The sequence below is a fragment of the Burkholderia sp. RF2-non_BP3 genome (assembly GCF_001522185.1).
Lineage (GTDB): Bacteria > Pseudomonadota > Gammaproteobacteria > Burkholderiales > Burkholderiaceae > Burkholderia > Burkholderia diffusa.
In genome coordinates, this window is record NZ_LOSU01000028.1 from 175,826 (window position 1) to 197,688 (window position 21,863).

General features: G+C 66.5%; 22 protein-coding genes. 9 read left to right on the forward strand and 13 right to left on the reverse strand.

What is annotated here, in order from left to right; all coding sequences use genetic code 11:
* Positions 1–16 precede the first annotated feature (16 nt).
* Positions 17–862, forward strand: coding sequence for a TOBE domain-containing protein (locus WS45_RS11320; RefSeq protein WP_059531524.1), 846 nt, complete (start codon positions 17–19; stop codon positions 860–862).
* 173 nt (positions 863–1,035) lie between these two features.
* Here WS45_RS11320 and WS45_RS11325 read toward each other — a convergent pair whose 3' ends face one another.
* The 4 genes from WS45_RS11325 to WS45_RS11340 all read right to left on the reverse strand — a co-directional run bounded on the left by WS45_RS11325 (position 1,036) and on the right by WS45_RS11340 (position 4,168).
* Positions 1,036–1,737: a sulfate/molybdate ABC transporter ATP-binding protein gene (locus tag WS45_RS11325; protein WP_059699874.1), complete on the reverse strand. Its 702-nt coding sequence runs from the start codon at positions 1,735–1,737 to the stop codon at positions 1,036–1,038.
* Positions 1,738–1,843: 106 nt separating this feature from the next.
* Positions 1,844–2,521 carry a molybdate ABC transporter permease subunit gene (modB, locus tag WS45_RS11330; protein ID WP_059700565.1) on the reverse strand — a complete coding sequence of 226 codons (678 nt, stop codon included), beginning with the start codon at positions 2,519–2,521 and terminating at the stop codon, positions 1,844–1,846.
* A gap of 10 nt (positions 2,522–2,531) precedes the next feature.
* The gene (gene modA / locus WS45_RS11335) at positions 2,532–3,329 is read right to left on the reverse strand and encodes a molybdate ABC transporter substrate-binding protein (RefSeq protein WP_059531518.1); all 798 of its coding nucleotides are present in this window, start codon (positions 3,327–3,329) and stop codon (positions 2,532–2,534) included.
* Between the two features lie 140 nt (positions 3,330–3,469).
* Positions 3,470–4,168, reverse strand: coding sequence for a phosphatase PAP2 family protein (locus WS45_RS11340; RefSeq protein ID WP_059531515.1), 699 nt, complete (start codon positions 4,166–4,168; stop codon positions 3,470–3,472).
* Positions 4,169–4,417: 249 nt separating this feature from the next.
* Here WS45_RS11340 and WS45_RS11345 point away from each other — a divergent pair, with 249 nt between their 5' ends.
* Together WS45_RS11345 and WS45_RS33360 are read left to right on the forward strand one after the other, a co-directional pair.
* Positions 4,418–5,527 carry an extracellular catalytic domain type 1 short-chain-length polyhydroxyalkanoate depolymerase gene (locus tag WS45_RS11345; RefSeq protein ID WP_059531512.1) on the forward strand — a complete coding sequence of 370 codons (1,110 nt, stop codon included), beginning with the start codon at positions 4,418–4,420 and terminating at the stop codon, positions 5,525–5,527.
* 81 nt (positions 5,528–5,608) lie between these two features.
* Positions 5,609–5,785, forward strand: a complete 177-nt coding sequence (locus WS45_RS33360; protein ID WP_006753395.1) for a DUF3563 family protein — start codon at positions 5,609–5,611, stop codon at positions 5,783–5,785.
* A gap of 107 nt (positions 5,786–5,892) precedes the next feature.
* Here WS45_RS33360 and WS45_RS11350 read toward each other — a convergent pair whose 3' ends face one another.
* The 5 genes from WS45_RS11350 to WS45_RS11370 form a co-directional block, all read right to left on the reverse strand.
* On the reverse strand, positions 5,893–6,312 hold the full coding sequence (locus WS45_RS11350; RefSeq protein WP_031399791.1) for an organic hydroperoxide resistance protein: 420 nt from the start codon (positions 6,310–6,312) through the stop codon (positions 5,893–5,895).
* Between the two features lie 155 nt (positions 6,313–6,467).
* Complete coding sequence (locus WS45_RS11355; RefSeq protein ID WP_059531509.1) at positions 6,468–6,920, reverse strand: MarR family winged helix-turn-helix transcriptional regulator; 453 nt, start codon at positions 6,918–6,920, stop codon at positions 6,468–6,470.
* A 177-nt stretch (positions 6,921–7,097) separates the two neighbouring features.
* A complete protein-coding gene (locus WS45_RS11360; RefSeq protein WP_059531507.1) occupies positions 7,098–7,907 on the reverse strand; it encodes a BPSS1780 family membrane protein in 810 nt (269 codons plus the stop codon).
* The gene (locus WS45_RS11365; RefSeq protein ID WP_059699876.1) at positions 7,898–8,896 is read right to left on the reverse strand and encodes a homoserine kinase; all 999 of its coding nucleotides are present in this window, start codon (positions 8,894–8,896) and stop codon (positions 7,898–7,900) included. The genes WS45_RS11360 and WS45_RS11365 overlap by 10 nt, the downstream gene beginning before the upstream one ends.
* A gap of 106 nt (positions 8,897–9,002) precedes the next feature.
* Positions 9,003–9,401 carry a hypothetical protein gene (locus WS45_RS11370; protein ID WP_059699878.1) on the reverse strand — a complete coding sequence of 133 codons (399 nt, stop codon included), beginning with the start codon at positions 9,399–9,401 and terminating at the stop codon, positions 9,003–9,005.
* 140 nt (positions 9,402–9,541) lie between these two features.
* On the opposite strand from WS45_RS11370, the gene WS45_RS11375 reads away from it, so the two are divergent.
* Positions 9,542–11,068 carry an AMP nucleosidase gene (locus tag WS45_RS11375; RefSeq protein WP_059690185.1) on the forward strand — a complete coding sequence of 509 codons (1,527 nt, stop codon included), beginning with the start codon at positions 9,542–9,544 and terminating at the stop codon, positions 11,066–11,068.
* Between the two features lie 119 nt (positions 11,069–11,187).
* Here WS45_RS11375 and WS45_RS11380 read toward each other — a convergent pair whose 3' ends face one another.
* Together WS45_RS11380 and WS45_RS11385 are read right to left on the reverse strand one after the other, a co-directional pair.
* Positions 11,188–11,478, reverse strand: coding sequence for a hypothetical protein (locus WS45_RS11380; RefSeq protein ID WP_059531502.1), 291 nt, complete (start codon positions 11,476–11,478; stop codon positions 11,188–11,190).
* Positions 11,479–11,867: 389 nt separating this feature from the next.
* A complete protein-coding gene (locus tag WS45_RS11385) occupies positions 11,868–12,626 on the reverse strand; it encodes a TIGR00730 family Rossman fold protein (RefSeq protein ID WP_059531499.1) in 759 nt (252 codons plus the stop codon).
* A gap of 1 nt (position 12,627) precedes the next feature.
* Between WS45_RS11385 and polA the strand changes: the two genes are divergently transcribed.
* From polA to WS45_RS11400, 3 genes are all read left to right on the forward strand, one after another.
* Positions 12,628–15,381, forward strand: a complete 2,754-nt coding sequence (polA, locus tag WS45_RS11390; protein WP_059699880.1) for a DNA polymerase I — start codon at positions 12,628–12,630, stop codon at positions 15,379–15,381.
* Between the two features lie 279 nt (positions 15,382–15,660).
* On the forward strand, positions 15,661–16,995 hold the full coding sequence (locus WS45_RS11395) for an NAD(P)/FAD-dependent oxidoreductase (RefSeq protein WP_059531493.1): 1,335 nt from the start codon (positions 15,661–15,663) through the stop codon (positions 16,993–16,995).
* Positions 16,996–17,391: 396 nt separating this feature from the next.
* Positions 17,392–18,267, forward strand: a complete 876-nt coding sequence (locus WS45_RS11400) for a dienelactone hydrolase family protein (RefSeq protein ID WP_059699882.1) — start codon at positions 17,392–17,394, stop codon at positions 18,265–18,267.
* 52 nt (positions 18,268–18,319) lie between these two features.
* On the opposite strand, the gene WS45_RS11405 is transcribed toward WS45_RS11400, so the two are convergent.
* Both WS45_RS11405 and WS45_RS11410 read right to left on the reverse strand, forming a co-directional pair.
* Positions 18,320–19,189: a sulfurtransferase gene (locus tag WS45_RS11405; protein WP_059531487.1), complete on the reverse strand. Its 870-nt coding sequence runs from the start codon at positions 19,187–19,189 to the stop codon at positions 18,320–18,322.
* A 115-nt stretch (positions 19,190–19,304) separates the two neighbouring features.
* Positions 19,305–20,411: an aromatic ring-hydroxylating oxygenase subunit alpha gene (locus tag WS45_RS11410; RefSeq protein ID WP_059689628.1), complete on the reverse strand. Its 1,107-nt coding sequence runs from the start codon at positions 20,409–20,411 to the stop codon at positions 19,305–19,307.
* A gap of 271 nt (positions 20,412–20,682) precedes the next feature.
* On the opposite strand from WS45_RS11410, the gene WS45_RS11415 reads away from it, so the two are divergent.
* Positions 20,683–20,976, forward strand: a complete 294-nt coding sequence (locus WS45_RS11415) for an exodeoxyribonuclease VII small subunit (protein ID WP_059699885.1) — start codon at positions 20,683–20,685, stop codon at positions 20,974–20,976.
* Positions 20,973–21,857: a polyprenyl synthetase family protein gene (locus WS45_RS11420; protein WP_059531483.1), complete on the forward strand. Its 885-nt coding sequence runs from the start codon at positions 20,973–20,975 to the stop codon at positions 21,855–21,857. The genes WS45_RS11415 and WS45_RS11420 overlap by 4 nt, the downstream gene beginning before the upstream one ends.
* The last annotated feature ends 6 nt before the right edge of the window (positions 21,858–21,863 follow it).

A 21,863-nucleotide genomic window follows, 5' to 3' on the forward strand; every position in this document is an offset into this window, starting at 1 on the left:
TTCTTCAGACAGACCGATGAGCGACGCGTCGCCTCCTTCCTCTTCCGCCGGACCGCTCGAACTGGGCGGCGAACTGTGGCTGCGCGCGGGCGGCCAGACGCTCGGCGGCGCCACCCGCATCGCGCTGCTCGCGGCGATCGGCGATACCGGGTCGATCACGCGCGCGGCGAAGGCCGTCGGGCTCAGCTACAAGGCCGCGTGGGACGCGATCGATACGATGAACAACCTGGCCGGCGAGCCGCTCGTGACGCGCGCGACGGGCGGCAAGGGCGGCGGCGGCACGACGCTGACGCCGCGCGCGACCTCGCTGATCGCCGCGTTCCGCACGATCGAGCGCGAGCATCGCCGCTTCATCGACGCCGCGAGCGCGGCGGTGTCCGGTTTCGACGTCGACTGGGCGCTGATCGGCCGGATCGGGATGAAGACGAGCGCGCGCAACCAGTTGTTCGGGAAGGTCGAATCGATCGTGCGCGGCACGGTAAACGACGAGGTGACGCTCGTGCTGCCCGGCGGGCAGGTGATCGTCGCGGTGCTCACGCACGAAAGCGCCGACGCGCTCGGCTTGCAGCCGGGCGCGGATGCGTGCGCGCTCGTGAAGGCGTCGTGGGTCGTGCTGGCGGTTGACGACGAAGGCGGCGCCGAAGCGTCTCTGAAGGTATCCGCGCGCAACCAGTTGCGCGGGACGGTCGACGCCGTCGCGGCGGGCGCGGTGAACAGCGAGGTGACGCTGGCGCTCGACGGCGGCGGGACGCTCACGGCCGTGGTCACGAACGACAGCGTCGGGGCGTTGCAGCTCGACGCCGGCCGGCGTGCGATCGCGTTGTTCAAGGCATCGAGCGTGATTCTCGCGGTGACGGGCTGATCGCGCGCGACGGCGGTGTGAGCCGTTTCCGGCGATGACCGTGGGCGGACGAGGCGAAACCGGCGCCGCCCAACGTACGCGAGGCGCCGGCTTCGATCCCGTTTTCAGCTTGTGCCGCCAATGCGGCTTCTCTCAGGTCGAACGTGGCCGCTCGGGCCACCGCCTTCGCGCAATCAGGTGACGCGCGTCGGCCACTCGGCGTGCGGCGTGGCGGCCTGCACGCGTCCTTCGTTCAATTGCACGATCTGGTCGCCGAACGCGGCGACGTCGTCGGGATCGTGCGTGATGAGCACCATCGGGATATCGAGCCGCGCCTGCAGTTCGGCGAGCTCGTGGCGCATGCGCTGGCGCATCGCGCCGTCGAGCGCCGCGAACGGCTCGTCGAGCAGCAGGATGCGCGGCTGCGCGACCAGCGCGCGGGCAAGCGCGACGCGCTGCTTCTGTCCGCCCGACAACTGCGACGGGAATTGCCCGGCGAGCGTGTCGAGTTCGAACGCCTGCAGCCAGTACGCGACTTCGGGCGGCACCGTCTTCGCACGCGGGTTGCGCAGGCCCGACGTGAGCCCGAACGCGATGTTCTGGCGCACGTTCAGGTGCGGAAACAGCGCATAGTCCTGGAACAGATACGCGACGCGGCGCGCACGGGTCGGCACGTCGATGCCGCGCGCGGAATCGAACAGCGGTTCGCCGTTCAGCGCGATCGTGCCTTCGTCGGGCGACAGCAGGCCGGCGATCGCCTGCAGCGTCATGCTCTTGCCCGCGCCGGACGGCCCGAACAGCACGACGCGCTGCGTGGCGGCCGTAAACGACACGTCGAGCGTGAAGCGGCGCTCCGCGTTCACGTAGGTCTTGCGGATGTCGACGGCAACGCTCATGCGGGCCTCCGTCGTGCCGCGCCACGCGTGCGGGAAGCCGCTTGCGCGACGGGAAGGCGTTTTGCCGCGACCCGTGAGGCGCGGCGAATCGAAGGCGGCCGGCGCGTCATGTCGGCTGGCTCCGCCCGGCGCGCGACGGCACGAGCCAGCCGGTCGCGAGCAGCACGAGCACGCAGGTGATCGACGTCACCAGCACGAGGAAGTTGGCCGTGTTGTCGTCGCCGGCCTGCACCGCCGCATAGATCGCGACCGACAGCGTCTGCGTGCGGCCGGGCAGGTTGCCGGCGATCATCAGCGTCGCGCCGAATTCGCCGAGCGCGCGCGCGAAGGCGAGCAGCGCGCCGGCCAGGATGCCGCGCGTGGCGAGCGGCAGCGTCACGCGGAAGAACACCGCGGCTTCGCCGAGCCCGAGCGTGCGTGCCGCGCGCTCGAGATGCGGATCGACGCTTTCGAACGCCGTGCGCGCCGATTTCAGGATCAACGGAAACGCGACGACCATCGATGCGATCACCGCGCCTTGCCACGTGAAGACGAGTTCGATGCCGAGCTTGTCGAGCCACGCGCCGAACACGCCGCGTCGGCCGAGCAGCACGAGCAGGTAATAGCCGAGCACCGTCGGCGGCAGCACGAGCGGCAGCGTCAGCAGCGAATCGACCACGTCGCGCATCGGCGAGCGCCAGCGCGCGAGCATGAAGGCGGCGGTGACGCCGAGCACGATGTCGAGCGCGGTTGCCCAGCCGGCGACCTTCAGCGACAACAGCAGCGGCACCCAGGCGTCCTGCATCATGCTGCGCTCACTTGCCCGCGGGCTTGAAGCCGAACGTCGCCAGCACGGCCTGGCCCTGCGGCGACGCGACGAAGTCGATGAACGACTGCGCCTGTGCGGCATGGCGGCTGTCCTTGACCACCGCGATCGGATAGGTGATGGCCGTCTGCGTCGGCACCGTCAGCGCGACCTTCACGCGGCCCGGCATGATCGCCGCGTCGGTGCCGAACACGAAGCCCGCGTCGACTTCGCCGCGCGCGACGTAATCGAGGCTCTGGCGCACGTTGGCGGCCAGTACGCCCTTCGCGCTGACGGCGTCCCATACGCCAGCCGCGCGCAGCGCGCCTTCCGTGTAGCGGCCGACCGGCACCGACGCCGGGTCGCCGTACGCGATGCGCTTCACGCCGGGCGCCGTCAGGTCGTTCAGCGACGTCGGCGCGGCCGCGTGGCTGTCGGCCGGCACGATCAGCACGAGCGAGTTCGCCGCGAAATCGCGGCGCGTGCCCGGCACGATGACTTTTTCGCTGATCGCACGATCCATCGCCTTCTGGTCGGCCGATGCGAACACGTCGGCCGGCGCGCCCTTGGCGATCTGCTGCATCAGCACGTCCGACGCGCCGAAGTTGAACAGCACCTTGGTGTCCGGATGCTGCTTCTGATAAGCATCGCCGACGGCCTTGAACGCATTCGTCAGGCTTGCGGCCGCCGACACGACCAGCTCGTCGGCAGCGGAAGCCGGCCCGCTGAACGCGATGCCCGCGGCAAGCGCGGCGAGCGGCAGCAGGCGGAGCAGGGTGCGGCGAAGCGGGCGGACGGTAGGGCGCATGGTCTGGTCGTTCGAATGGAATGGTTGAAACCGTAATCGTAATATAGGGCGGGTTATAACGCTCGGCATACCGTTCATGCGCCGGCGCGCATGAAATCTTCAGATCTGGAAGGCGACGGGAAGGATGTGCGGGCGCCCAGTCACGCGTGCATCAACGGCGGCGGCGACCCGGTGCGGTGCAGCGACGACGGCTGCGATGCCGGTCGGTAGTTGGGATTGGCTTTCCAGCGAGCACGGACGAACGGCCGCTCGTGCCCCGACAGCTCCAGCGCGACCCGGGTGACCCAGCGGTGTGACGGCACCGTGATGCCGTGCAGCGCGACAGTGACGAGCGCGAGGCTCACGACGACCGCCGGCACCGACCAGCGGTGCGGCACCGCGTGCCACGAGCCGGCGATGAATGCCAGCGCGGCGATCGCGCCGACGATGCAGCCGGTGATCGATTCGGACGGCGAATGCGCGTCGAGCGCGACGCGCGACACGCCGACCGCGATGCCGGCCGCGAGCCCGAGCGCGATGCCGGCGATCCGCACCGGCGTGCGCGTACGGATCAGCGCGAGGAAGATCGCGACGGGATAGACCGACGTCGACAGCATCGCGTGGCCGCTGAATCCCGTGAAGTCCCACGCGCGGATGCCGACGCCCCAGCCGAGGAACGCGATCTTCGTGAGCGCGACGACCCCGATCGCGACGGCGAGCACGCCGAGCCACGCGGCCGCGCGCTGCCACGAGTAGCCGAGCGCGAGCCACACGGCGATCGTGATCGCGAGCGGCAAGGTCAGGCCGGCGCCACCGAACGCGGTGATCATGATCCACAGGTGAGAGGGCAGGTCGAACATCGGGAGGGGAACGAGCAGAGGCGGGACGAATGCTTAAATCAACGCGCGAGCCGGGAAGAACGACTACAACGGATACAAGCGGCTAAACCCCAGTATAGCGCCGCGTATGCTCGAGGCCCGTTTTTTGCGGCGCGGCGGAACTATCCGCGCGCAGGAAAAATCCCAGAAACAATGTTATGGTGCATTGCACAAAGTCGAACGATGCACCGAGTGTTGTCCCCCTATTTTTCCTGACTGCGAGCCCGATCGATGACCAAAAGTCTGACGAAGGTATGGCTGGGCGGCATGAAACGTATGCTGTCTCCGGCCGCCAAACGTGCGGCGCGCGATGCACAGCGTATCGCGCGCGATACGCTCGAGGCTGCGGCGTCGCCCGCCGCGACCGATCTGTCCCCGCCCCGTGAGTCGCGCGTGCGGCCGCGCGCGGCTGCATGGGCGGCCGGCGAGTGGACGCGCGGCGAACACCCGATGGCGCCCGCGCTCGGCCGTCTGGTCCAGCAGCTCGCCTACGGGCTGTACGTTCCGCCTGGCCGGCGGCGCGGTGCGATACCGCTCGTCGTGATGCTGCACGGTTGCCAGCAATCGGTCGACGAGTTCGCGCAGGGCACCCGGATGAACCTGCTGGCCGACAAGTACGGCTTCGCCGTGCTGTATCCGGAGCAGTCGGTCCGCGCGCACTCGCACGGCTGCTGGCACTGGTACGAAGACACCGACCGCGCGGGCCGCGGCGAGGCGGATGCGGTCGCGTCGCTCGTCGACGCGCTCGTCGACGAGCACGGCTTCGACGCATCGCGCGTCTACGTCGCCGGGCTGTCGGCCGGCGCGGGCCTGGCGGCACTGCTCGCGCTGCACCACCCGGATCGCTTCGCGGCGGTGGCGCTGCACTCCGGCCCCGCGCTCGGCGAGGCGAATTCCGGGATCAGTGCGATGGACGTGATGCGGCGCGGCCTCCGGCAGAATCCGGCCGCGGTGGTCGACACGGTGGTCGATGCGGGCGCGTATCCGGGCATGCCCGTGCTGATCGTGCAGGGCGACCGGGACCATGTCGTCGCACCGAAAAATGCGGACCAGTTGATGGTGCAGTTCATGCGCCTGAACGGGCTCGCGGACAGCCGCGGCGCACTGCGCGGCGGCGAGCGCGTGGAAACGCGCGAGGCAGGCGCGCAGATCACCGATGTGCGTCGCGACGGCGAGTCGATCGTGCGGCTCTGTCACGTGAAAGGGCTCGAACACGCATGGGCGGGCGGCGACGAAGCGGTGCCGTTTCATGCGGCAGTCGGCCCCGATGCGAGCGCGATGATCTGGTCCTTTTTCGAAGGGAATCGGCGCACTGTGGCGACCGAACGACGCACCGTCTGATCGACGCTGGCCAAAGGCTAGGGTTTTCCCTATAATCCGGGAAAACCCTAGTCAAAGAACCTTTGGATTGCGAGATCGAACATGTACCTGCTGAGCCACCTCTTCCTGATGCTGACCAAGAACGCTGAAAAGGCCGCGAAAGAGCGCGCCGATGCGTACCTGTCCGAAGCAACCGACATCTACGATCTCGAATTCCGCATGCGCAAGATCGATCGCGAAGCGGCGATGAACCGTCCGTTCTCGTTCGGCTCGCGCTAAGCCGCGCAGCGCGGGCCGGCTCACCAGCCGGTCCGGCGAATCACGCAAAAGGGCGTGTGTGGCAACCAGCCGCACACGCCCTTTTGCATTCGACGCCGCGCGTTGCGTCAGACGACCGTCAGGCGCACCGGCACGTTGTTGCGGGTCGCGTTCGAATACGGGCACACGTGGTGCGCCTTGTCGACCAGCGCTTGTGCGTCGGCCTTGTCGAGCCCCGGCAGCGACACGCGCAGTTCGATGTCGAGCCCGAAGCCACCGGCATCGTTCGGGCCGATGCCCACTTCCGCGGTCACTTGCGTGTCGGCCGGCAGCGCCTGTTTGTTCTGGCCGGCGACGAACTTCATCGCGCTCAGGAAACAAGCCGAGTAACCTGCGGCAAACAGCTGCTCCGGGTTCGTGCCTTCCGCGCCCGTACCGCCGAGTTCGCGCGGCGCGGCCAGCTTCACTTCCAGCTTGTTGTCGGCGGATACCGCGCGGCCGTCGCGGCCGCCCGTGCTCGTGGCGCTGGTCTTGTACAGAATGTTCATGGTGCAGCTCCTGTCGGAAGAGTGGTAGGAAGCGGTCCGGTCGGACGGGGTGTCGCCGGCCACGAACGAAATATAGAACACAAATGATTTGTGTGCAAATGAAATTTTGAAGAAAAAGCCCGGCAGTGCCGGGCTTGTTTGAGATCGACGTGCCGTCAGCCTTCGTTGGCGGCCGACAGCGCGTTGCGCAATTGCTGGAGATCCGCGCGCAGCCGGACCAGGAACTCGGGCGTTTGCTGCATCGCGCAGAAGAGATCGGCGGGCACCGAGCGCGCCTTGAGCTTCAGCGCACGGCCTTCCGCGGTCAGGCGCACGTTGACGACGCGCTCGTCGGTCGCGCTGCGCACGCGTTCGACGTAGCCGAGCGCCTCGAGCCGCTTCAGCAGCGGCGTGACGGTGGCAGGGTCAAGGTCGAGGCGGGCGGCGATGTCCTTCACCGCGATGTCGTCGCGCTCCCACAGCACGAGCATTGCAAGATATTGGGGATAGGTCAGCGACAGCTTGTCGAGCAGCGGCTTGTACGCCTTCGTCATCGCATGGGAAGTCGAATAGAGCGCGAAGCACAGTTGCTCGTCGAGCGTCTGGGGCAGCGGGGGCAGGCGGTCCATGATTCGGGGGCGCGGCGGACGCGCTAACGATTTGCATGCAAATTATTTTGCGCGCAACGGATTCGATTGAACAGGGGGCGGCGCGAAGGCTGGGGCGCCGGGGCCGGGAGGGGAGATGGACGGCCGGCGGCGTGCGCCGGCCGAGTCTGCGTCAGTGGCCCGACTCAGCGGCCGGACTCAACGGCCCGACGCGGGCGTCGCGGCTCCCGGTTCCTGCACGCCGAAGCAGCCGCGATAGGTCGCGTAGAACGAGCAGTACATCATCGTGACGATGATGATCGTCACCGGCATCATGATCGTCAGCACGTAGGCGCCAGCGCCGAGCGCCTGCAGCAGCAGCGACAGGCCGAACGACGTGCCGAGCGCGACGCCGAACCACAGCAGCCCGTACACCACGAATGCGCCGCGATTGCGCCAGCAACTGACGATGCTGAAGAACAGCGCCTTGGCGGGCGGGATGTCGTGCCATGCGGTGAGCACCGGCGCGAACCAGAACAGCATCGCGACCGGCGCGTAGAGCAGCGTCGCCAGCAGCAGCGCGCCGAGCGTGCCTTGCGCGGCAAGCGCTTCCGGCGTCGGACTCGTTTCGCTCGTCGCGCCCAGCATCATGGTGAGCAGCCCGCCGCCGTCCACGACGGACGACGCGGCGAACACGAGCACCATCAGCGCGACGTAGACCACGCCGAGTACGAGCAGCCGCTGCGTCGTCACGGTGCCGTACGAGCGGAAGCCGTCGATGAGGATCGTCGGCATCACCGGCTTGCCGGCCACCGTGTCGCGGCACGCGGCCATGAAGCCGACGGCGATGCCGGGGATGAACAGCAGCGGCAGCGCCGCGCCGATGACCGGCACCATCGACACCAGCGTGATCGCCAGCAGGTACGTGAAAAACAGCGTGATGAACGCGAGCGGGTTCCGGCGGAACAGCCAGATGCCTTGACGGAACCAGACATAGCCCGCTTTCGCGGGCACTTCGATCAGTTGCATGCGGTATGGGTCTCGGGAAGCGCGGGCGTGTGGGCGATACGCTCACGCAGGATGCGTTCGAAATGACCGGGGTCGTGCGGTTTGAGCATTTCAGCCGCGCGCGGCAGGTAGAAATCGTACAGGCGCGACACCCAGAAGCGGTACGCGCCCGCGCGCAGCATGTCGCTCCAATGGCGGCGCTCCTCGGCCGTGAACGGCCGGACCGTCTGGTACGCGCGCAGCAGCGCATCCGCGCGCGCGACGTCGAGCACGCCCGTCGTGAGGTCGACGCACCAGTCGTTGACGGTCACCGCGACGTCGAACAGCCATTTGTCGCAGCCCGCGAAATAGAAATCGAAGAAGCCGCCGAGCCGGACGTCATGACCGGTGCCGGGCGCCGCGTGCGCGAACAGCACGTTGTCGCGGAACAGGTCGCAGTGGCACGGGCCGCTCGGCAGCGCCGCGTAGTCGTCCGACGAGAAGAACGCGGCCTGATGCGCGAGTTCGTCCTCGAGCAGCGTGCGCTGCGCGTCGGAAATGAACGGGACGATCGCCGGCACGTTTTCCTGCCACCACGGCAGGCTGCGCAGGTTCGGCTGGTGGCGCGCATAGTCGCGCCCCGCGAGGTGCAGGCGCGCGAGCATCTGCCCGACCTCGATGCAGTGTTCGACCCCCGGTGCGAGCTCGGCGGCGCCATCGAGCTTCGTGACGATCGCGGCCGGCTTGCCGTGCAGTTCGCCGAACAGCGCGCCGTCGTCGCGCGGGACCGGATCCGGCACCGGCACGCCGTGGCTGGCCAGATGGCGCATCAGATCGAGGTAGAACGGCAACTGTTCGGCCGTCAGCTTTTCGAAGATCGTCAGGACGAATTCGCCGCGCGTCGTCGTCAGGAAGAAGTTGCTGTTTTCGATGCCGGACGGAATGCCGCGGAACGCCAGCACGTCGCCCAGTTCGTAGTGGCGCATCCATTGCGCGAGATCGGAGTCGGAAACAGCGGTGAAAACGGCCATGCGAGATGCGTCTGGTCAGTTGTCGGCACGCGCGCGGCGTGCGGCGCGACAGGAGGTGAAGGGAAAGCCGGCGCGCCGCGTCGGGACCGACGCGGCGCGGGGGGAATCAGTAGCGGAGGTTCACCGACGGCAGGCGCGTGATCGGGACGCCCGCGTCGTGCGGTTTCGGCGACGTGTCGAGCGTCGAACTCATCTGGTAGCGCGTGCCGAAGTTCGACTTCACGTCGATCTCGACCGGCTTGCCGCGATCGCGATACTCGGTGACCTCGGTGCCGTTCTTGCTCTTTTCATGGAAGCTCGGCGTGCGGCGAATGTCGGCGAAGTCGACTTTCGACGTGACTTCGGCGCCCGGCCGGTTGATCTTGCGGAGATCGGGCAGGCCGGCGGCTTCGTTGGCCTCGGCCCGGGCCTGCGCGTCGGCGTCGGGCGTGCCGCCGGCGGCGTAGGCGGCGGCAAACGTGCCAGCGAGCACGGCGGCAGCGGCGACGAGAATGAGCGGCTTCATGATGAGTCTCCAGTGAACCTTCCGATTTTAGCAAATACTGCGCGCGGCCCGGCCCTCGCGTGCAAGCGGCGTGCAAGCGGGCGGCCATGAGCGTGACCGGGTTCCGTGGTAATGTCGTTCGATCAGACGAGGTGATGAAAATGAAGAACGATTTGAGCCGCCGGCATCGGGTGCTGACGCCCGAGAGCCCGCCCGTCGAAGCATTCGACGATTCCGTTGCCGCCGTCGCGCGGCTGTCGGCCATCTACGACACCAATACGGGCTTCCTGCGCGACGCCTTCGCGCGTTATCGCCGCCATGAATCGATCACCGAGCACGTGCGCGCGTGCTATCCGTTCGTGCGGATTCGCACCGACGTCAACACGCACGTCGATTCGCGCCGTTCGTACGGTTTCGTCGCGGGCCCCGGCGTGTTCGAGACGACCGTCACGCGTCCCGACCTGTTCGCGAACTACTATCGCGAGCAACTGCGCCTGCTGTCGAAGAACCACCATGTGAAGATCGAGATCGGCGTGTCGTCGCAGCCGATTCCGGTTCACTTCGCGTTTCCCGAAGGCATCCACCTCGAAGGCGAGCTCGATCGCGACCGCCTGCTCGCGATGCGCGACATCTTCGACACACCCGACCTGTCGTACCTCGACGACCGCATCGTCAACGGCACGTTCGAGCCGGCACCCGGCGAGCCGCATCCGCTCGCGCTGTTCACCGCCGCGCGCGTCGACTTTTCGCTGCACCGGCTGCGTCACTACACGGCGACGTCGCCCACGCACTTCCAGAATTACGTGCTCTACACGAACTATCAGTTCTACATCGACGAGTTCGTGAAGCTCGGCCGCGCGATGATGACGGAAAGCACCGATCCGGACGTGCGCGCGTACCGCAGCCAGTACAGTTCGTTCGTCGAGCCGGGCGACGTCATCACGTACAACGCGAACCTCGGCAGCGAGCCGGCCGAGGGCGCCGCGCCGCCGCGGCTGCCGCAGATGCCCGCGTATCACCTGAAGCGCGCGGACGGCAGCGGGATCACGATGGTCAACATCGGTGTCGGTCCGTCGAACGCAAAGACGATCACCGATCACATCGCGGTGCTGCGTCCGCATGCCTGGGTGATGCTCGGCCACTGCGCGGGCCTGCGCAACACGCAGCGCCTCGGCGACTACGTGCTCGCGCACGGTTACGTGCGCGAGGATCACGTGCTGGATGCGGACCTGCCGCTGTGGGTGCCGATCCCGGCGCTCGCCGAAGTGCAGCTCGCGCTCGAGCGCGGCGTGGCCGAGGTCACGCGTCTCGAGGGAGCCGAACTGAAGCGCGTGATGCGCACGGGCACGGTCGCGAGCGTCGACAACCGCAACTGGGAACTGCGCGATCACCGCGAGCCCGTGCAGCGGCTGTCGCAGAGCCGCGCGATCGCGCTCGACATGGAAAGCGCGACGATCGCCGCCAACGGTTTCCGTTTCCGCGTGCCGTACGGCACGCTGCTGTGCGTATCGGACAAGCCGCTGCACGGCGAGCTGAAGCTGCCGGGCATGGCCGACACGTTCTATCGCGGCCAGGTCGACCAGCATCTGCAGATCGGCGTGAAGGCGATGGAGATTCTGCGCACGAACGGGCTCGACAAGCTTCATAGCCGCAAGCTGCGGAGCTTTGCGGAAGTGGCGTTTCAGTGAGGTGAACGCCGCGCAAGCCGCGGGCGTAACGACAAAGGCCGCACGCGAACTTTCGTTCACGTGCGGCCTTGTTTTTTGTCCTGCAGTGCGCGGGCCCGATCGACCCCGCACCTAGACGCTCAGCACTCGCCCTTCTTCGCGTGTCCCGGCGGGCAATGGTAGCCGCCGTGACCGCGATGGCGCTCATGATCTTCCCACTCACGACGCTCCCAGTAGCGGCGGCCGTCCCAGTAGCGATCGCCGTGCCAGCCGATCACGACCGCAGGCGCCGGTGCGACCACGACCGGCGCGGGCGCGACGACGACCGGCGCGGGCGTGCCGATGTTGACGTCGACGTTGACGGCATGGGCGAGGCCGGACAGCGAAAGACCGAGGCCGGCGAAGGCGAGGGCGATCAGTGAGCGTTTCATGTTGTTTTCCGTGATGTCGTTGTCAAAGGCCGGCGCGACGCGATGGACGCGAGGGGGATCGTTCCACCGGGGGGACGCCACGCCGACGAGATGCAGTGTGCAGGCGCGGCGCGAAAAAGGCGAGACGGGTTTGTTACGGTGGATTGACGTCAGGCACGCTTGCCGGATCGATGACGGGCTGCACGATTTGACAATGGCGGGCCGGGCATGGGAAGCGTCGATCGCATTGCGCGATGCAGGCTGCCCGGATTTGACATTCGGCGGCGCCCGGCTGCACGGCGGGATTAACACGGCGTTACAAAATGACGCGCGGCAGGTGGCGGAATTGCCATGCCTGCCGCGCGGGAGACGGGATGCCGGCCGTGAGGCAGGCCATCGCACCGATCGAATTACAGATAGAACATGCGGTCTTCTTCGGGCCGCGGCGGATGGTCTTCGCCGTCCGCACCTTCTTCCTCGCCGCTGTCCTCGTAGAACGCGAGCACGGCGTCGAGCACCTGGTCGGGATCGTCGATCACCTGCATCAGATTCATGTCTTCCGGATTGATGAGGCCCATTGGAATCAGTTGGTCGCGGAACCACTGCAGCAGCCCCTGCCAGAACGTGCTACCCACGAGAATGATCGGCACGAGGCGCGACTTCTTCGTCTGGATCAGCGTGAGCACCTCGGACAACTCGTCGAGCGTGCCGAAGCCGCCCGGCATCACGATCACCGCGTCGGAGTTCTTCACGAACGTGACCTTGCGCGTGAAGAAGTGGCGGAAGCGCAGGGAGATGTCTTGATAGTGGTTGCCCGCCTGCTCGTGCGGCAACTCGATGTTCAGGCCGACCGACGGCGCCTTGCCGGCGTGCGCGCCCTTGTTCGCGGCTTCCATGATGCCGGGGCCGCCGCCGGAGATCACCGCGAAGCCGGCGTCGGACAGCTTGCGTGCGATCTGCACGGCCAGCTTGTAGTGCGGCGTGTCCGGTTTGAGACGGGCAGAACCGTAGATGCTGACGGCCGGGCGGATCTCCGACAGGTACTCGGTCGCCTCGATAAACTCTGCCATAATCGTGAACATCTGCCACGATGCGCGCGCCTTCTTGGCCGTCGCGCGTTCTTGATCTGCGAGCGAACGCAGACTCGGAATCACTTTTCTCTTGTTCATAATGCCTGAAGAACGAAATCTGGAAGGTAAGACCCTGCTATTGGTTGACGGTTCGAGCTATCTGTATCGGGCTTACCATGCGATGCCTGATTTGCGTGGCCCTGGCGGGGAGCCGACCGGAGCGCTCTACGGAATCATCAACATGCTGCGCCGTATGCGCAAGGAAGTCAGTGCAGAGTATAGCGCTTGCGTGTTCGATGCAAAGGGCAAGACGTTCCGCGACGATCTTTATGCCGACTATAAGGCAAACCGTCCGTCGATGCCGCCCGATCTTGCACTGCAGGTCGAGCCGATTCACGGCGCGGTCCGTGCGCTCGGCTGGCCGCTGCTGATGGTCGAGGGCGTCGAGGCCGACGACGTGATCGGCACGCTCGCGCGCGAAGCCGAGCGGCACGGGATGAACGTGATCGTGTCGACCGGCGACAAGGACCTCGCGCAGCTCGTCACCGATCACGTCACGCTCGTCAACACGATGACCAACGAGACGCTCGATCGCGGCGGCGTGATCGAGAAGTTCGGCGTGCCGCCCGAGCGGATCATCGACTACCTCGCGCTGATCGGCGACACCGTCGACAACGTGCCCGGCGTCGAGAAGTGCGGGCCGAAGACGGCCGTGAAATGGCTGTCGCAATACGACAGCCTCGACGGCGTGATCGAACACGCGGGCGAGATCAAGGGCGTGGTCGGCGACAACCTGCGCCGCGCGCTCGATTTCCTGCCGCTCGGCCGCAAGCTCGTGACCGTCGACACGGCCTGCGATCTCGCACCGCATCTCGAATCGATCGAAGCGTCGCTGAAGAGCGACGGCGAAGCACGCGACCTCCTGCGCGACATCTTCGCGCGCTACGGCTTCAAGACGTGGCTGCGCGAAGTCGACAGCGCGCCCGCCGAAGGCGGCGGCGCCGATGCGCCGGAAGGCGAGCCGGCGCAAGTGGTCGCGGCGGACATCGTCCGCGAATACGACACGATCCAGACCTGGGAACAGTTCGACGCATGGTTCGCGAAGATCGATGCGGCCGCACTGACCGCATTCGATACGGAGACCACCTCGCTCGATCCGATGACCGCGCGGCTCGTCGGCCTGTCGTTCTCGGTCGAGCCGGGCAAGGCCGCGTATCTTCCGGTCGCGCACCGCGGCCCCGATCTGCCCGAGCAGTTGCCGATCGACGACGTGCTCGCGCGCCTGAAGCCGTGGCTCGAATCGGCCGACCGCAAGAAGGTGGGCCAGCATCTGAAGTACGACGCGCAGGTGCTCGCGAACTACGACATCGCGCTGAACGGCATCGAGCACGACACGCTGCTCGAATCGTACGTGCTCGAATCGCACCGCACGCACGACATGGACAGCCTCGCGCTGCGCCATCTGGGCGTCAAGACGATCAAGTATGAAGACGTGGCCGGCAAGGGCGCGAAGCAGATCGGCTTCGATGAAGTGGCGCTCGAGCAGGCTGCCGCGTACGCCGCCGAAGATGCGGACATCACGCTGCAGCTTCATCACGCGCTGTATCCGCAGGTTGCGCGCGAACCGGGCCTCGAGCGCGTGTATCGCGAGATCGAGATGCCGGTGTCGCTCGTGCTGCGCAAGATGGAGCGCACCGGCGTGCTGATCGACGACGCACGCCTGCAGGCGCAAAGCAGCGAGATCGCGACGCGGCTCATCGAACTCGAGGGCCAAGCGTACGAACTGGCCGGCGGCGAATTCAATCTCGGCTCGCCGAAGCAGATCGGGCAGATCTTCTTCGAGAAGCTGCAGTTGCCGGTCGTGAAGAAGACGCCGAGCGGCGCTCCGTCGACCGACGAAGAAGTGCTGCAGAAGCTGGCCGAGGATTACCCGCTGCCGAAGCTGCTGCTCGAGCATCGCGGGCTGTCGAAGCTGAAGTCGACCTACACCGACAAGCTGCCGCGCATGGTGAATCCCGCAACGGGCCGTGTGCACACGAACTATGCGCAGGCCGTCGCGGTCACGGGCCGCCTCGCGTCGAATGATCCCAATCTTCAGAACATTCCGGTGCGCACGGCCGAGGGCCGGCGGATCCGCGAAGCGTTCATCGCGTCGCCGGGTCACCGCATCGTGTCGGCCGACTATTCGCAGATCGAATTGCGGATCATGGCGCACATTTCCGGCGACGCGTCGCTGCTGCGTGCGTTCTCGCAGGGCGAGGACATCCACCGCGCAACGGCCGCCGAGGTGTTCGGCGTGACGCCGCTGGAGGTCAACTCCGATCAGCGCCGGATCGCGAAGGTGATCAACTTCGGGCTGATCTACGGGATGAGCGCGTTCGGCCTCGCGTCGAACCTCGGCATTACGCGCGATGCGGCGAAGCTGTATATCGACCGCTATTTCGCGCGCTATCCGGGCGTCGCGCAGTACATGGAGGACACGCGCGCGGCAGCGAAGGAAAAGGGCTACGTCGAAACCGTTTTCGGCCGCCGCCTGTGGCTGCCGGAGATCAACGGCGGCAACGGCCCGCGCCGCCAGGCCGCTGAACGTGCGGCCATCAATGCACCGATGCAGGGCACGGCGGCCGACCTGATCAAGCTGTCGATGATCGCGGTGGACGACTGGCTCACGCGCGACCAGCTCGCATCGCGGATGATCATGCAGGTGCACGACGAACTGGTGCTCGAGGTGCCCGACGACGAACTGTCGCTCGTGCGAGAGAAACTGCCGGAAATGATGTGCGGTGTGGCGAAGCTGAAGGTGCCGCTGGTCGCTGAAGTGGGTGCCGGCGCGAACTGGGAAGAGGCACACTGACGCACCCCCGAGTGATTCCCGTGTCCCGCGGCATATTGTTGCAGGGATGCTGAATATCGAGATGGTTTGCTTGTGGTCAACGCGCAAGCTCCCGGACAATGCATGTCAGTCAGGTCATTGTCGCGGGGGCAGCGCACCCCGCGTTCCGGCGTCGGCGCGTCGAAGTGTTTCGAACTGCACATCGATGATGTCCGAACCGGTTAATCCAACGGGCGGCGCGAACGCATCGCGTCTGCATCGTCCGGCGGCAGCAGTTTCGAATCGCAAAGGGGGAATCGGATGCATCGGATCATCATCGTAGGTGGGGGCGCGGGCGGCCTGGAACTGGCGACGCGGCTCGGCGACCGTTACGGCGCGCGCGGCAATCGTCCCGCGCGTGCGCTCGTCACGCTCGTCGACCGCAATCCGACCCACATCTGGAAGCCATTGCTGCACGAGGTCGCGGCCGGCAGCATGGACCCGTTCACGCAGGAACTCGAATACGCAGCCCAGGCACGCTGGCATGGCTTCGAGTTTCAGCAGGGCGAACTGACCGCGCTCGATCGTGCGGCGAAGCGCATCACGCTGTCGCCCGTCAACGACAGCGACGGCGCGGAACTGCTGCCTGCGCGCGACCTGGAATACGACACGCTCGTGATCGCGATCGGCAGCACGACGCATTTCTTCGGCGTGCAGGGCGCGGCTGAAAACGCGATTGCGCTCGATACGGTCGGCGAGGCCGAGCGCTTCCGCAAGCGCCTGATCGCCGCGTGCATGCGCGCCGAGCACCAGGCGCCGGCGCAGCCCGCGCCGGGAGCGGCGGACGAGCCGCGCATCCAGGTGGTGATCGTCGGCGGCGGCGCGACGGGCGTCGAGCTGTCCGCTGAACTGCGCAACACCGCGCAGGTGCTGTCCGTCTATGGGCTGCACAAGCTCGACCCGCAGCACGACGTCGGCATCGTGCTGATCGAATCGGGGCCGCGGATTTTGCCTGCGCTGCAGGAGCGCGTCTCGACCGCAACGGCCGAGCTGCTCGAAAAGCTCGGCGTGCGCTTGATGCTGGCCGAGCGCGTGACCGAGGTCGCGCCGGGTTTCGTGCATACGGCGAGCGGCAAGTCGGTGCGCGCGGATCTCACGGTCTGGGCGGCCGGCATCAAGGCACCGTCCGTGCTGTCGAATCTTGATGGCCTCCAGGTCAACAAGCTCGGCCAGCTCGACGTGCGCCGCACACTGCAGACCTTCACCGACGACAACGTCTTCGCACTCGGCGATTGCGCGGCATGCGTATGGCCCGGCAACGAGCGCAACGTGCCGCCGCGCGCGCAGGCCGCGCACCAGCAGGCGAGCTTTCTGCTAAAGGCGATCGGCTGCCGGCTCGACGGACGTCAGTTGCCCGAGTTCACGTATCGCGATTTCGGTTCGCTCGTGTCGCTCGGTCACTTCAGCGCAGTCGGCAACCTGATGGGCGGGCTGATCGGCGGCAACATGCTGATCGAAGGGCTGTTCGCGCGCTTCATGTATATGTCGTTGTACCGTCTGCACATCGCGGCGCTGCACGGCTATCCGCGCATGGTGCTCGATACGTTTGCGCACTGGCTGCGCCGCACGACGCTGCCGCGCGTCAAGCTGCACTGACCGCGCGGTTCGTGCACCGACGGGCAGGGATTCCTGCCCGTTGTCGTTTCAGGTGCGGCTGACCGCGGATTCGCGCACCGGGCCTGTTCATTGCGCGTCACTTCGTTTCAATCCACGGACATTCGCGCGCGCGCCGGCGCTCGCCGCATCGTGCCGCGCATGGACTTGCCGGGCCGGGTTGCCGCGGTCATCGATACCGTTGGGTGCCACGGCATTGCATCGTCGTAATCGAGTCTTACACATCTGACAGTTGACGCGACAACGGATTATTGGGCATCTTGTCCGGGTTTCCGCTTGCGGCGGGGTGCCACCGCCGCGACATCCGCGCCGTCCGCCGGCGTGGTGCCGGGGCGAGTCCCTGGCCGTGACGGCGGCGCCCAATCGAGGAGTGCATTCATGTTGAAACCCGAAGTCGACAGCCTGGTTCCCCACGTTCCGTTCTCGCGCCGCAAGTTCATGCAGGCCGCGCTGGGCGGCACCTTCGCGGCGGCCGTGCTGCCCGTGTCGGCGCAGACCATCACGACCGACAGCAGCGGGCTGGACGTCGACACCATCGAGATCCGCTCGGGCGACGCGAGCATCCCCGCGTATCGCGCGCAGCCGGTCGACAAGACGAACCTGCCGGTCGTCATCGTGATTCACGAGATTTTCGGCGTGCATGCGCATATCGCCGACGTTTGCCGTCGCTTCGCGAAGCTCGGCTATCTGGCGATCGCGCCCGACCTGTTCGCGCGCCAAGGCAATGCATCGAAGTATCCGACGATGAAGGAGCTGTTCGACAACATCATCAGCAAGGTGCCCGACCGGCAGGTCACCGAGGATCTCGATGCGACCGTCGCATGGGCCGGCAAGAACGGCGGCGACCTGTCGCGTCTCGGCGTGACGGGATTCTGCTGGGGCGGCCGCCAGGCGTGGCTGTACGCGGAGCACAATCCGCACGTGCGGGCGGCTGTCGCATGGTATGGGTTCGTCGAGGGCGCGACCGACGAGATGACGCCGTTCAATCCGGTCGATCATGCGTCGTTGCTGAAGGTGCCCGTGCTCGGGCTGTACGGCGAGAAGGACACGAACATCACGCAGGCGTCGCTCGCGGACATGCGCAAGGCGATCCAGACGAGCGACTCGAAGCTCGCGCGCCAATCGGAGATCGTCGTGTATCCGGATGCGGGTCACGCGTTCTTCGCCGATTATCGGCCGAGTTACGTGAAGGGCGATGCCGAGGACGGCTGGAAGCGCGCGATCGAGTGGTTCCACAAGTACGGCGTGATGTAAACGAAGAAGCGGCGGCAGATGCCGCCGCCTTGTCGTCGCGCCACGCAGGTGCTTATGGGTTCGGGCCGGTCGCGATCGGCCGCGACGGATCGGCGCTCCATTCGCTCCACGAGCCCGGATACAGCGACGCGCCATGCAACCCCGCGATTTCGAGCGCGAGCGCGTTGTGGCATGCGGTCACGCCGGACCCGCATTGCAGAATCACGCTGTTCGGTTCGGTGCCGGCGAGCAGCGTGGTGAACGTCTCGCGCAGTTCATGACCGGTCTTGAAGCGGCCGTCGGCGGCCAGGTTGTCCTTGAAGAACCGGTTGCGTGCGCCGGGAATGTGGCCGCCGACACGATCGATCGTTTCGTTTTCGCCGCGATAGCGATCCGGTGCGCGCGCATCGATCACGACGCGCTTGGCCGACGTCACGTTCGCGAGCACGGCCGCCGCATCGACCGTCGATTCGAGCGGGGTCGTTGCGCGGAAGTCGCCGGCGGCCGGGTGCGGCACGTCGGCGGTCAGCGGCTGGCCGGCCGCTTCCCATGCCTGCAGGCCGCCGTCGAGCACCGCGACGGAATCGTGCCCGAGCCAGCGCAGCAGCCACCATAGCCGCGCCGCATAGGCGCCACCCTGTGCGTCATAGGCGATGACCTGCTGGCCCTGCTTGACGCCGCGGCTGGCGATCAGCGTCGCGAATGCGTCGCGGGTCGGCAGCGGATGGCGGCCGTTGGTGCCGGTCTTGCGGCCGGACAGGTCGCGGTCGAGATGGAGATACTGCGCGCCGGGAATATGGCCGGTCGCATAGGCGGCTTCGCCCGCGCCCGGATCGACGAGATCGAAGCGGCAGTCGAACACGGCGACGCTGCCCGGCGCCGCGGCCAGCCGCTCGGCGAGATTGGCTGCGGAGATGAGCGTGGTGTAGTGGGTATGTGGCATGACGGCTCCCTGGAGTGCAAACGGCCTGATACTCCAAGTCTAAACAAAAAAAGACGGGCCGAAACCCGTCTTTTCATATGCCGAATGCCATGCGGCGCCGGCGCGCCGCGCGCGGTCAGATGTCGCCGAGGTGGCGGCGCAGGAACTCGTGGAAGTGCTGCATGCCGTCTTCCATCGGGCTCTGGTACGGACCGACCTGCGATTCGCCGCGCGCCATCAGTGCGCGGCGGCCTGCGTCCATCCGCATCGCGATTTCGTCGTCCTCGACGGCCGTCTCCATATAGGCGGCGCGCTCGGCCTCGACGAACTCGCGCTCGAACAGTGCGATTTCCTCGGGGTAATAGAACTCGACGATGTTGGTCGTCTTCTGCGGGCCGCGCGGAATCAGCCACGACACGACGAGCACGTGCGGATACCACTCGATCATCAGGCCCGGGTAGTAGACCATCCAGATCGCGCCGAACTCCGGCGGCACGCCGTTGCGGAACTTGAGCACCTGCTCGTGCCACTTCTGGTAGGTCGCGCTGCCCGGTTTCGCGAGGGCGTTGTGCACGCCGACCGTCTGCACGCTGTACCAGTCGCCGAACTCCCATTTGAGATCGTCGCACGACACGAAGCTGCCGAGGCCCGGGTGGAACGGAACGACGTGATAATCCTCGAGGTAGACCTCGATGAACGTCTTCCAGTTGTAGTCGCACTCGTGCACTTCGACGTGATCGAAGTGATACTCGGAGAAGTCGAAGTGATGCTTCGTGCCGAGGTTCGCGAGATCGCGCGCGACGTTGCGGCCTTCGGCCTCGAACAGCAACCCCTGCCAGTTCTGCAGCGGGCTCTTGCCGAGGTTCAGGCACGGCTTGTCGGGGAAGTGCGGCGCGCCGAGCAGCTGGCCTTCCAGATCGTATGTCCAGCGGTGCAGCGGACACACGATGTTCTGTGTGTGGCCGCGCCCGTTCAGCATGATCGCCTGCCGGTGGCGGCACACGTTCGACAGCAGTTCGATCTGGTTCGCCGGGTTGCGGACCAGCACGCGGCCTTCCTTCTCGGACGGCAGCGCAAAATAATCCCCCGCCTCGGGCACCATCAATTCGTGCCCGACGTAACGAGGTCCTTTCTTGAAGAGGGTTTCGATCTCGCGCTCAAGGAGCGCCTCATCGAAATATGCAGTGACTGGAAGCTGGCTGTGAGCCGACTTCAACTGAAGCGCATCGCTCAGATTGGACATTCCCACTCCCGGTGTTAGCGTGAAAGCAGTGAACAACCCAACCATCGAAAAATCGATTTAGGGAAACGCGGAATTATACCCGGTTCGCCTCGCAAGGCTAGGATTAAGTGCCTGATTTGTGTCAATTTTTTGTCGGCAGGCAATCCGGGTGCGCACCCCGTGTGTCGAAGATGGGGCCGGAAGATGTGCCGGGCTGCCCACGTCGGCAGATCGGAGAATTCTCTTTTGCCGTAGAATGTCCGACTTGTTTTGAAATTTGACACCCTCGTCCATGGCGAAAACCGCATCCCCAGGCGCCACGCCGCCCGGCAATGGCACCGAACCGTTGCCGGACAATTATGAGATGGCGCTCGCGGAACTCGAGACGCTGGTTGCCCGGATGGAAGGCGGCGTGTTGAGCCTCGAGGATTCACTGGCGGCGTATCGCCGCGGTGCGACCCTCGTTGCGTTTTGCCAACAGCAGCTCGAGAAAGTGGAGCAGCAGGTTCGCGTGCTCGACGGCGCGACGCTGAAGCCGCTTTCGTCCGGAACGGCCGCCACGGACGGCGAAGACGACGATCTATGACATTCGAACAATGGATGCGGTCCGTGCTCGACCGTGTCGAGGACGCACTCGGCCACTATTTGCCGGCTGATAATGTAGTGCCCACGCAACTTCACGAAGCGATGCGCTACGCGGTCCTCGGCGGTGGCAAACGCGTTCGCCCGCTGCTGTGCCATGCAGCAGGCGAACTGACCGGCGCGACCGAAGCGGCGCGCAACGCAGCGGCGGCGGCGCTGGAGATGATCCACGTTTACTCGCTCGTGCACGACGACATGCCGTGCATGGACGACGACGCGCTGCGACGCGGCAAGCCGACCGTGCACGTGCAGTACGACGAGCCGACGGCGCTGCTGGTCGGCGATGCGCTGCAGTCGCAGGCATTCGTCGCGCTGACCGACGCCGCGGCACTGACTCCGGTGCAGCAGGCTGCGCTCGTGCGCGAGCTGGCGCTGGCGAGCGGCTCGATCGGCATGGCCGGCGGCCAAGCGATCGACCTGGCGAGCGTCGGCCTGAAGCTGACGCGCGAACAGCTCGAGACGATGCACCGGATGAAGACGGGCGCGCTGCTGCGTGCCGCCGTGCGGATGGGCGCGCTGGCAGGCGAGACGCCGTCGGCGGAGGCGATGGCCGCGCTCGACGTTTACGCGGGTGCCGTGGGTCTGGCCTTCCAGGTCGTCGACGACATTCTCGACGTCACGACCGATTCGGCGACGCTCGGCAAGACGGCCGGCAAGGATGCGGCGAACGACAAGCCGACGTACGTATCGATCCTCGGCCTCGACGCATCGCGTGAGCTCGCGGCCCAGCTGCGCGCCGAAGCGCACGATGCGCTGAAACCGTTCGGCGCACGCGCACAGCGTCTCGCCGAACTTGCCGACCTGGTGGTGAACCGGGTCAGCTGACGCGAA

What these genes read in the sequence shown, in the direction of transcription:
- WS45_RS11410 (WP_059689628.1), bottom strand. Translation starts at nt 20,411, where the DNA reads ATGTCCAATCTGAGCGATGCGCTTCAGTTGAAGTCGGCTCACAGCCAG.
- WS45_RS11340 (WP_059531515.1), bottom strand. Translation starts at nt 4,168, where the DNA reads ATGTTCGACCTGCCCTCTCACCTGTGGATCATGATCACCGCGTTCGGT.
- WS45_RS33360 (WP_006753395.1), top strand. Translation starts at nt 5,609, where the DNA reads ATGTACCTGCTGAGCCACCTCTTCCTGATGCTGACCAAGAACGCTGAA.
- WS45_RS11320 (WP_059531524.1), top strand. Translation starts at nt 17, where the DNA reads ATGAGCGACGCGTCGCCTCCTTCCTCTTCCGCCGGACCGCTCGAACTG.
- modA (WP_059531518.1), bottom strand. Translation starts at nt 3,329, where the DNA reads ATGCGCCCTACCGTCCGCCCGCTTCGCCGCACCCTGCTCCGCCTGCTG.
- WS45_RS11395 (WP_059531493.1), top strand. Translation starts at nt 15,661, where the DNA reads ATGCATCGGATCATCATCGTAGGTGGGGGCGCGGGCGGCCTGGAACTG.
- WS45_RS11345 (WP_059531512.1), top strand. Translation starts at nt 4,418, where the DNA reads ATGACCAAAAGTCTGACGAAGGTATGGCTGGGCGGCATGAAACGTATG.
- WS45_RS11375 (WP_059690185.1), top strand. Translation starts at nt 9,542, where the DNA reads ATGAAGAACGATTTGAGCCGCCGGCATCGGGTGCTGACGCCCGAGAGC.
- WS45_RS11415 (WP_059699885.1), top strand. Translation starts at nt 20,683, where the DNA reads ATGGCGAAAACCGCATCCCCAGGCGCCACGCCGCCCGGCAATGGCACC.
- WS45_RS11360 (WP_059531507.1), bottom strand. Translation starts at nt 7,907, where the DNA reads ATGCAACTGATCGAAGTGCCCGCGAAAGCGGGCTATGTCTGGTTCCGT.
- WS45_RS11355 (WP_059531509.1), bottom strand. Translation starts at nt 6,920, where the DNA reads ATGGACCGCCTGCCCCCGCTGCCCCAGACGCTCGACGAGCAACTGTGC.
- modB (WP_059700565.1), bottom strand. Translation starts at nt 2,521, where the DNA reads ATGCAGGACGCCTGGGTGCCGCTGCTGTTGTCGCTGAAGGTCGCCGGC.
- WS45_RS11420 (WP_059531483.1), top strand. Translation starts at nt 20,973, where the DNA reads ATGACATTCGAACAATGGATGCGGTCCGTGCTCGACCGTGTCGAGGAC.
- WS45_RS11380 (WP_059531502.1), bottom strand. Translation starts at nt 11,478, where the DNA reads ATGAAACGCTCACTGATCGCCCTCGCCTTCGCCGGCCTCGGTCTTTCG.
- WS45_RS11365 (WP_059699876.1), bottom strand. Translation starts at nt 8,896, where the DNA reads ATGGCCGTTTTCACCGCTGTTTCCGACTCCGATCTCGCGCAATGGATG.
- WS45_RS11350 (WP_031399791.1), bottom strand. Translation starts at nt 6,312, where the DNA reads ATGAACATTCTGTACAAGACCAGCGCCACGAGCACGGGCGGCCGCGAC.
- WS45_RS11325 (WP_059699874.1), bottom strand. Translation starts at nt 1,737, where the DNA reads ATGAGCGTTGCCGTCGACATCCGCAAGACCTACGTGAACGCGGAGCGC.
- polA (WP_059699880.1), top strand. Translation starts at nt 12,628, where the DNA reads ATGCCTGAAGAACGAAATCTGGAAGGTAAGACCCTGCTATTGGTTGAC.
- WS45_RS11405 (WP_059531487.1), bottom strand. Translation starts at nt 19,189, where the DNA reads ATGCCACATACCCACTACACCACGCTCATCTCCGCAGCCAATCTCGCC.
- WS45_RS11385 (WP_059531499.1), bottom strand. Translation starts at nt 12,626, where the DNA reads ATGAACAAGAGAAAAGTGATTCCGAGTCTGCGTTCGCTCGCAGATCAA.
- WS45_RS11370 (WP_059699878.1), bottom strand. Translation starts at nt 9,401, where the DNA reads ATGAAGCCGCTCATTCTCGTCGCCGCTGCCGCCGTGCTCGCTGGCACG.
- WS45_RS11400 (WP_059699882.1), top strand. Translation starts at nt 17,392, where the DNA reads ATGTTGAAACCCGAAGTCGACAGCCTGGTTCCCCACGTTCCGTTCTCG.